This is a genomic window from Clostridium sp. (assembly GCF_040797585.1).
Taxonomy (GTDB): domain Bacteria; phylum Bacillota; class Clostridia; order Clostridiales; family Clostridiaceae; genus Clostridium_Z.
Genome location: NZ_JBFNEO010000099.1, coordinates 1 through 9,923, shown reverse-complemented (window position 1 = coordinate 9,923; position 9,923 = coordinate 1). Strand labels below are relative to the sequence as shown.

Genomic DNA, 9,923 nt, shown 5'->3' with positions numbered 1-9,923 from the left:
AATTTGATCTCTTTGAGATTTATCTAAAAAATGAATTTTAATCACCCCCTAATACATCAAACACAGGTAGAGAAGTATTTTCTTTTAAAGCTTTTATAAACTCTTTACCGTTAAATTGATATCCATAAGGTGATTTTGGATTACATGTAATACAAAGTAAGGTTATGGGCTCTAATACCCTTAGAGCCCCACCTTTAAGGATCAGTTTATTTAACGTTTCTCTTTTTATAAATAATTTAGTACCATCATCAGCTATGATAGTAAGATTCTTCACATTACATTCTTTTATTAAGTCATTTAGGAGTATATCTGAAACCACACCTTTTATATAGATATAAGATATGGATAAATCAAAGTTATCTATTATTTCCTTAGAAGCATTTAATGAGGTACTTACCCCTAAATGCTTAAACTCTTTATTTTTGTAGACTAAGGTAACTCTATGGGATGAATCAAAAGATTTACAAAGGTTTATTATATTCTCATCTTCTACTCTTTGTAAGGATAGAAGTTCTGCCCCAAAAATAGTTTTATCAACAACCTTGTTCATATTTTTATCTAAGGAAGCACCTGTAGATAAAATTGTAGCCTCAGTAATTGTGGGGGAAGCAAAAGTTTTTCTACTTAAAGCCCCATCTACAATAGTTAAGGAGGAACCAAGAGCCTTTAGCCTTAAGCATACTTCATTCATTTGACTATTTAGTGAAGGACCACCAAGGTCTACATATCCGTCACTTAGAGCACGAAGAATTATAATTTCCCCCATTGAGGTATGAATACCGGTTGTTAATAGGATTTCTCTTGTAATATCACCATAGGATAAACATTGTCTTGCTGTTGCAATAAGACTACCACAGGGTACATAAATTCTAGGTTTTGGAGTGTTTGTTACTAAGTCGACATCTTCTCCATCACGGCCAATTGAAGTAAGTCCAAGAGGAAGCTTATCTTCACCTAGGTTATTTATAATATAATTAAGAACTGTGGTTTTACCAACATTTTTATCCATACCTATTATTGATAAGAGAGAGTAGTCTCTTATAAGATCAATAAGATGTTTATTTGTCATTTATATTCTCCTAAATAAATAATCAATAAATTAAAGTCGAAAGCTATTAGTGTTGATTTCTTTCTTTTCTAGCTAATCCTTCAGGCTCCAGAGACATCCTATCTCCTTGAGCAAGGCTAGCTACCCCAGTGTACTTGTAATTTTTCTTGCCAGAACAAATTTCACAATGACAATCACTATGGTACTCATCAGGCTCCATGTAAGTTGTTATAACTCCCTCAAAGTTTCTTAATATAACCTTATTATGGCTTTGAGATATAACATAGTTTGGCATAACAGGAGTTTTTCCACCTCCACCAGGGGCATCAACTACAAAGGTTGGAACACAGTATCCAGAAGTATGTCCTCTTAATCCTTCAATTATCTCAATACCTTTAGCTACAGGAGTTCTAAAGTGCTCAAGTCCCATAGATAAGTCGCATTGATAAATATAATAAGGACGAACTCTTATTTTAACTAGGCCATGAACTAACTCTCTCATCACATGAACACAGTCATTAACACCTCTTAATAGAACTGATTGGTTTCCAAGAGGGATACCTGCATTTGCCATCTTTTCACAAGCAGCCTTAGTTTCCTCAGTTATTTCATTAGGATGATTAAAGTGAGTATTAAGCCATACTGGATGATATTTCTTTAGCATATTCACTAATCCATCAGTTATTCTTTGAGGTAAAACCACAGGAGTTCTAGATCCTATTCTTATTATCTCCACATGAGGAATCTCACGAAGTTTGCTTACTATATACTCAAGTTTTTCATCAGATACTAAAAGAGCATCTCCACCAGATAAAAGAACGTCTCTAACCTGAGGAGTATTTCTTATATACTCAATAGCCTTGTCTATTTGAGACATAGGTAAAGAAGTATCATGTTGACCTGCAAATCTTCTTCTTGTACAGTGTCTACAGTACATAGAGCATTGATCAGTTATAAGAAGAAGAACTCTATCTGGATATCTATGAGTAAGTCCAGGAACCGGTGAATCCTCATCTTCATGTAGAGGATCTTCAAGGTCAGCACAGGACTTATGAAGTTCAAGGCCAGTTGGTATTGCTTGTTTTCTTATAGGATCATTAGGGTCGTTAGGGTCAATTAAGGATAGATAGTAAGGAGTAATGGACATTCTTAAAGTCCCCAGAACGTTTTTAACTCCGTTTTCTTCCTCTTCAGTTAAGGGTATATATTTTTTTAATTCCTCTAAGGTCTCTATTCTATTTTTAAGTTGCCATTTCCAATCATTCCATTGTTCATCAGTAACATCTTTAAATAATTCAAAGCGCCTATTCACTTTCATTGTAGTATTTACCCCCTAGTATTCTATAAATATGATATAATTTTATTGGTGAATTTTTTTAATATTTAACTTTTCCTCTAACCGCTAGTTATATAAAGGTTAGAGGAGTTTTTGTTTTAGGTATTAAATATATAGCTTTTCAAATATCTCTCTTAAAGTAGCACTTTCACGTAGTTCAGAAAGAGTTATTTCAGCGTGGTCCTTAGTATATCCATTTCCAACTATCATAGTAACATCTTTTCCTACACCCTCAGCACCAAGAGCTGCTTTAGTGAAGCTTGTAGCCATAGAGAAGAAGTAAACTATTCCTTCATCCTTTACAGGTAGGATGCAAGACATTTCAGTGTTAGGTATATTTACACAGCTTATAGATATATCTACTTCACGTCCACAGTTTGCATCTAAAGTTTTAGTTAATACATCTATTGGCTTTCCAGCATCGCTTATTATAGCTTCATGGCATAATCCCCACTCTTTAAGACTCTTAGCTTGAGCTTCTTTTCTAACCATTGCTATAACACGACCTGTAGGTCCAACTCTTTTCATAGCCTCGTAGCAACATAACATTCCAGACTTTCCAGCAGCTCCAAGAATTAATACACTTTGACCAGGTTTTACAAGTTTAGCTGTTTGAGCAGGAGCACCAGCTACATCTAATGCTGCTAAAGCTAGAGTTTCAGACATATCACTTGGAAGCTTTGCATATATTCCGCTTTCAAATAATACAGCTTTAGCCTTAACTTCAACTCTATCTATATCTTTTTTAACATCTAAGATTTCTTCTATTTTAAGTGGAGTTAGTGATAAAGAAACTAAGGAAGCTATCTTATCTCCAACCTTTAAGTCTCTATCCTTTAAGTCTTCTCCTATTTGGCATACAGTACCTATGAACATACCACCAGAACCTGTTACAGGGTTTTGCATTTTTCCACGTTCACTTACTATAGCCATTATTTTTTCTTTAATTTTTCCTATATCTCCATTAGCTTCTTCTTCTATTTGAGTGAAGGAAGCAGAATCTATATTAAGAGCATGAACATCTACTAATATTTCATTAGAGAAAATCTCCATATTGCTATTTATTTTATAAGCAGCTTGAGTTAAAACCCCTTTCGGTTCTAATACTCTATGAGTTCCATATTTACATCCTTTTGCCATTATCTTGTCCCCCTCTAAAATACTATTTAATATTAAAAATCCATGGTTTTTATATCATTAGGTATAATTAGCTTAGCCTCAGTTAAAGATTGTATCTCATCTATGGAAGAGTCTTTGTGGATTTCACGAAGAACTAATCCCTCATTAGTTACTTCCATAACCCCAAGCTCTGTAACTATTAAATGTACTGCATTCTTAGCAGTTAAAGGAAGAGTACATTTCTTTAATATCTTTATTTGACCTTTACCAGTATGCTGCATTGCTACAATAACACGTCTTGCTCCGGTAACTAAATCCATAGCACCACCCATACCAGGAACCATTTTTCCAGGTATAATCCAGTTGGCAAGATTTCCTTCCTCATCTACTTGAAGAGCACCAAGAACAGTTACGTCTACATGTCCACCTCTTATTAAGGAAAAGGAAGTTGCACTGTCAAAGAAGGCACCTTTTTTAGTTATAGATACATACTGACCACCTGCATTTACTATATCTGTATCTTCCTCACCCTTTTCAGGGGAAGGCCCCATACCTACCATTCCATTTTCAGATTGAAGAAATATTTCCATATTCTCTGGAATAAAGTTTGCAACCATAGTTGGAAGTCCAACACCTAGGTTTACAAGTTGACCATCTTTAAGTTCTTTAGCAACTCTTCTCGCTATGGTTTCTTTTATAAGCTTAGGATCATTAATCATTGCACTTGTCCTCCTTAAAGATATAATCTACAACAACTCCAGGAGTGTGAATAAGATCAGGATCTATTTCTCCAGATTTAACTAAGGATTCTGCCTCAACTACAACCATATCTCCAGCTAAAGCCATGGAGGTATTAAAGTTTTTAGTAGTACCCTTATACACAATATTTCCAAAGTCATCTACAATGCTTCCCTTTATTAAAGCTAAATCAGCTTTAAGTGGTGTTTCAATAAGGTATTCTTTGTCATTCATTATTATTTTCTTTTTGCCATCTGCAACAATAGTTCCAACCCCTGTTGGAGTTAATATTCCACCAAGACCAGCTCCAGCAGCCCTAATCTTTTCAGCTAGAGATCCTTGAGGAATTAGTTCAGCTTCAAGCTTACCATCATTCATAAGCCTTCCAGTTTCAGCATTACCACCTATATAGGAGGCAACTATTTTTTTAACTTGACCATTAGCTAAAAGTTTACCAACTCCTTGGTTTTCAAAGCATGTATCATTGCCTATTATAGTTAAGTTTTTAACATTCTTTTCAACTAAAGCATTAATGAGTTTAAGTGGAGCTCCATTACCAAGAAATCCACCAATCATTATGGTCATGTCATCTTTAAATAAAGATTTGATTTCCTCTAAGGTTTTAACTTTTTTCATGATATTTACACTCCTTTTAAACCTAAAATTTCTCTTGCTTCCTTAGGAGAGGCTATTTCACGTCCAAGTTCCTTAGATATTCTTACTACTTTTTCAACTAGTTCTGAATTTGAATTTGCTAGTTTTCCTTTAGATGTGTAAACGTTGTCTTCAAATCCAACCCTAACATGTCCACCAAGAACTATTGCCACAGCTGCCATTGGGAACTCAGATTTTCCTATACCAGATACAGTAAAGGTACTATCACATGGAATGCTATGAGCCATAAAGGTTAAATCAAAAGGTGTAGCAGATATTCCACCATTAACTCCCATAACGAAGTTAAAATGCATTGGACTATTTATATACCCTTTTTTATTTAGTCTTATAGCACTATCAATCATTCCTTTATCAAAAACCTCTACCTCAGGTTTGATATTTAGTTCTATCATTTTTTTACCGAAATACTTTATGGTATTTTCAGTATTTACAAATATATCATCTCCACCAAAATTACAAGTTCCGCAATCTAAGGTAGCCATTTCAGGATTTAAATATATAGGTTGAAGTCTTTCCTCATCGGACATACCAACAGCACCACCAGTAGAAGGTTGTATTATTACATCAGCACATCTTTCCTTTATTGCATCTATACATTGTTTAAATCTGTCCTTACTCTGGGTTGGAGTACCATCATCCTCCCTAACATGAAGGTGAATTATACTAGCACCAGCTTTATAACAAGCCTCAGCTTCTCTCGCTATTTCTTCTACAGTGTAAGGAACATTTGGATTATGCTCCTTTGTAACCTCAGCACCACAAATTGCAGCTGTAATTATAAGCTTTTCCATTAAAAAAACCTCCGTATTTACTTATTATTTCTTTGTTTATTCTTAGGAACTACGCAGGTTCCTATAGCCTTACAAACAACTATAGGTTCTTCTAGTAAATCACAAGCTGAATCATTTATATCTGGTCTTGGAACTATAACTTTTCTAGCTTCAAATTTCATTTTTCTAGAAGAGTTACCTTCCTCTATGATTTCTCCAACAGCTTCTATATAGTCCCCCGCATATACAGGAGCAAGAAACTCAACTTGTTCATAGGCTCTAAATAAACCCTCATCTCCATCTCTTAGTATAAGAAGCTCAGTAGCTACATCTCCAAATAATTGAAGCATTCTTGCCCCATCTACTAAGTTACCTCCATAATGAGCATCATGACTACTCATTCTAAGTCTTATTAATGATTTCATAATATATATCCCCCTCTCTTTTAATTAAATATAGAACGAATCTTCCTTCAGGTGGTGTTTTTTCCACCATCTGAGGGTTAGATGAGTTAATCTAGGGGCGTAGCAACTGTTATTCCCAACCTTTTAAGAGGATGAGGGTGTTACAGCTCCTAGCCATCAGATAAACACTACATAAATTTATAGATAAGATATAATGTAAATAAAAAGAGCACTGAAATTTTCAGTGCTCTAGATAACAATTATAATATTACTATCTATGCAATGAAAAATTCTTTCATCACATAAATAGCTCTCCATGGAATCCATGGCAAGAGTAAAACTTTTGTATCCTACCCCCAAGATTTATTATAAGAACATAATAAACCTTTCGGCAAATAAGAAATTCATTAAAAATATTGAAGGTTCTTCTTCTTAACACTTTTTAACTACCAGCTTATTCGCGCCTCTACTTATGTCTATAAATTTTAAATTATTTTAATTTTCACAATATTATTATATTATCTTAGGTATTAAATGTCAATAAATTAATGTTTCTTTTTACTACATATGCGATAATTTAACTTTTTATGACAGAAATTTATCAAATTTAAAAAATTAATAAAGGGATGGCTTATAACGTATATCTATACATCATAAACCATCCCTAATTTTTAGGTTAAAGCTTAACTAATTAAAGTTCTATATTTTTGCTACACCACTTTTTATAGCCGCTTCTTTTACTGCTTCAGCAACCTTATGTTGAACATCTTTATTAAAGGATTTAGGAATTATATAGTCTGAATTTAACTCTTCATCCTTTATAGAGTCTGCTATAGCGTGAGCTGCAGCAATCTTCATTTCTTCATTAATTTCACTTGCACGAACATCTAAAGCACCTCTAAATATTCCAGGGAAGGCAAGAACATTGTTAACCTGGTTAGGGAAATCAGATCTTCCGGTACCAATTACTTTTGCACCAGCAGCTTTAGCATCCTCTGGGAATATTTCAGGGGTAGGGTTTGCCATTGCAAATATTATAGCATCTTTATTCATGGATTTTACCATTTCCTGTGATACACAATTTGCAGCAGAAACACCTATGAATACATCAGCACCTTTTAATACTTCCTCTAAAGACCCAGCTTCTGTATTATTAGTTATCTCAGCAAGAGCGGACTTGGACTCATCCATTCCTTCTCTTCCCTTGTATATAGCACCTTTTCTATCACAGATTATTATATTATTAACTCCACAGGAGATTAAAAGTTTAGCTATAGCAACACCAGCAGCACCAGCACCATTCATAACTACTTTTAAATCTTCCATTTTCTTATTAACAAGCTTTAAAGAATTTATAAGACCAGCTAAAGTAACTATAGCAGTTCCATGCTGATCATCATGGAATACAGGTATATCTAATCTCTCCTTAAGTTTTTTCTCTATTTCGAAACATCTAGGAGCTGATATATCTTCAAGATTTATACCACCAAGAGAAGGGGATATTCTAACTATAGTTTCAACGATTTCATCTACATCATTTGTATCTAGAACTATTGGAAAGGCATCAACATCTCCAAAAACCTTAAATAGCATTGATTTTCCTTCCATTACTGGCAGGGAACCTAAAGGACCTATATCACCAAGTCCTAAAACTGCTGAACCATCTGATATAACAGCTATGGTATTCCATTTTCTTGTATATTTATATGCTAGGTCAGGATTTTTTTGAATCTCAAGACAAGGCTGTGCAACTCCAGGGGAGTAAGCAAGACTTAAATCCTTTGAATCTTTAACCTCAGCCCTTGCTATGACTTCGATTTTTCCTTTGTGATCTTCATGGAATTTAAGAGCTTCTTCGTAAATATTCATGTGAATCTCCTCCAAACAGTAAATATTAGTTTCTTATATATTAATTTTAACATATGTTCCATATAAATTATCCTTAAAGTTTATATATAAGAATAAGTTTAGAAGTTTATCTAAAAATTATTCTTATATACAAATTAAATTTCTAACAATGTATTTTTATTGATAAGTATTATAAAATTTTTCATGAATAAGTTAAGAGTTTATATTAAAATTTATAGGGTTTTTAGCTTAAATCTTAACTTATACATACACTTTAATACTTTAAAACCTTGGATTTTGAGTAGTGAATAAGATAAGTTTTGAATCAAGAACCCTATAAGAATAATAGATTACAACTAAGCTTATCAATACATAAATAATATAACTGTAAAAGTTGAATAAATTAAAATATAGCGAAGTTTAACTGGGAATTGCAATAAAATGTTCGTAAATTTATTGACTATTAACTTTCACTTTGATAGTATTTTAAATGGGGAAAATATCCCTGAATAAATTAAATAAGTTTTTTAGGGAAAACTTATTTTATAACTTTTAAATTTATGACTATTATATAAAAATTAGGCATTAATTAAGAATTTTTCAATAATTTAGCTCATTTAAGAATGGAGGTTTTTATATGTCAGCATTTATAGTTGTAGGAGCACAATGGGGAGATGAAGGAAAAGGTAAGATGACAGACTATCTTGCAGAAGGTGCAGATGTAGTTGTTAGATACCAAGGAGGAAACAATGCAGGTCATACTGTAGAGGTTGGAGATAAGCAATATAAGCTTCACTTGATTCCTTCAGGAGTTCTTTATGAAAATAAATTAAATGTTATAGGGAACGGATTAGTTGTAGATCCAAAGGCATTCTTTACAGAAATAGACTACCTAAAGGGATTAGGTGTAGATATAACTCCAGATAGATTAATTGTAAGTGATAGAGCTCATTTAATTATGCCTTATCATAGAACACTTGATTCTTTAAAGGAAAAGGCAAGAGGGAAAAATGATATAGGTACAACAGGTAAGGGGATAGGTCCTTGCTATACTGATAAATATGAAAGATGCGGAATAAGAGTATGTGACTTAATGCATAAAGAAGTATTTAAAGAAAAGCTAAAGGAAAACATAGAATCTAAAAATAAGTACATAATTGATGTTTTAAATGGTGAAGAGTTAAACTTTGATGAAATATATAATGAGTATTTAGAATACGCAGAGAGATTAAGACCTTATGTAAAAGATGTATCTGTAAGGGTATATGATGAGATTAAAGCAGGTAAGAAGGTATTATTTGAAGGAGCCCAAGGAATGCTTCTTGATATAGACCATGGAACTTATCCATATGTTACATCTTCTAATACAACTTCAGGTGGAGTTTGTAGTGGGGTTGGAATAGGTCCTAATATGATAACTAATGCTATAGGAATAGCAAAGGCGTATACTACAAGAGTTGGTAAAGGTCCATTCCCAACAGAGTTAAATGATGAAACTGGTGAGTGGATAAGAGAAAAGGGTCATGAATATGGAGTTACCACAGGTAGATCAAGAAGATGTGGATGGCTTGACCTTGTAATATTAAAGACAACAGCTAGAGTATGCGGATTAACATCCTTTGCTGTTACAAAAATAGATACATTAGCTGGACTTGAGAAGATAAAGGTTTGTGTTGGATACAAGTTTAATGGAGATGTTATAGATTACTTCCCAGCAAGCCTTGAAGATTTAGCTGAGTGTGAACCAGTTTATGAAGAGTTTGAAGGCTGGGGAGAAGAGGTTGCAGATGCTAGAAGCTATGAAGATCTTCCAGAGAATGCAAAGAAATATTTAAAGAGAATAGAAGAATTTACTGGAGTTAAAATAGCAATAGTTTCTGTTGGTCCAAGAAGAGATCAAACTATGATGATTTCAGACATATAGTATATGAAAAGGGGCTGTCTCACAATAAAAAGTGAGACAGCCCAATTTTTTTACTTAAAAT

General features: G+C 33.4%; 9 protein-coding genes and 1 riboswitch. Of the genes, 1 reads left to right on the top strand and 8 read right to left on the bottom strand.

Annotated features, from left to right (window positions below; genetic code table 11):
* Positions 1-37: 37 nt before the first annotated feature.
* From AB2369_RS07905 to AB2369_RS07870, 8 genes are all read right to left on the bottom strand, one after another.
* On the bottom strand, positions 38-1,069 hold the full coding sequence (locus AB2369_RS07905; RefSeq protein ID WP_367665938.1) for a hypothetical protein: 1,032 nt from the start codon (positions 1,067-1,069) through the stop codon (positions 38-40).
* A gap of 46 nt (positions 1,070-1,115) precedes the next feature.
* Positions 1,116-2,366, bottom strand: a complete 1,251-nt coding sequence (gene ablA, locus AB2369_RS07900; protein ID WP_367665937.1) for a lysine 2,3-aminomutase — start codon at positions 2,364-2,366, stop codon at positions 1,116-1,118.
* Positions 2,367-2,489: 123 nt separating this feature from the next.
* Positions 2,490-3,524: an L-erythro-3,5-diaminohexanoate dehydrogenase gene (locus AB2369_RS07895; protein WP_367665936.1), complete on the bottom strand. Its 1,035-nt coding sequence runs from the start codon at positions 3,522-3,524 to the stop codon at positions 2,490-2,492.
* A 32-nt stretch (positions 3,525-3,556) separates the two neighbouring features.
* A complete protein-coding gene (locus AB2369_RS07890; RefSeq protein ID WP_367665935.1) occupies positions 3,557-4,222 on the bottom strand; it encodes a CoA transferase subunit B in 666 nt (221 codons plus the stop codon).
* Positions 4,215-4,877 carry a CoA transferase subunit A gene (locus tag AB2369_RS07885; protein ID WP_367665934.1) on the bottom strand — a complete coding sequence of 221 codons (663 nt, stop codon included), beginning with the start codon at positions 4,875-4,877 and terminating at the stop codon, positions 4,215-4,217. Before AB2369_RS07885 ends, AB2369_RS07890 begins: the two co-directional genes overlap by 8 nt.
* Positions 4,878-4,882: 5 nt before the next feature.
* The gene (locus tag AB2369_RS07880) at positions 4,883-5,707 is read right to left on the bottom strand and encodes a 3-keto-5-aminohexanoate cleavage protein (protein ID WP_367665933.1); all 825 of its coding nucleotides are present in this window, start codon (positions 5,705-5,707) and stop codon (positions 4,883-4,885) included.
* Between the two features lie 17 nt (positions 5,708-5,724).
* Positions 5,725-6,111 (bottom strand): hotdog fold domain-containing protein, encoded by a 387-nt coding sequence (locus AB2369_RS07875; RefSeq protein ID WP_367665932.1) that lies wholly within the window; start codon positions 6,109-6,111, stop codon positions 5,725-5,727.
* Positions 6,112-6,389: 278 nt separating this feature from the next.
* Positions 6,390-6,567, bottom strand: a riboswitch (Lysine riboswitch).
* A gap of 222 nt (positions 6,568-6,789) precedes the next feature.
* The gene (locus AB2369_RS07870; RefSeq protein ID WP_367665931.1) at positions 6,790-7,959 is read right to left on the bottom strand and encodes an NADP-dependent malic enzyme; all 1,170 of its coding nucleotides are present in this window, start codon (positions 7,957-7,959) and stop codon (positions 6,790-6,792) included.
* A 616-nt stretch (positions 7,960-8,575) separates the two neighbouring features.
* Between AB2369_RS07870 and AB2369_RS07865 the strand changes: the two genes are divergently transcribed.
* Positions 8,576-9,862 carry an adenylosuccinate synthase gene (locus AB2369_RS07865; RefSeq protein ID WP_367665930.1) on the top strand — a complete coding sequence of 429 codons (1,287 nt, stop codon included), beginning with the start codon at positions 8,576-8,578 and terminating at the stop codon, positions 9,860-9,862.
* Positions 9,863-9,923 lie beyond the last annotated feature (61 nt).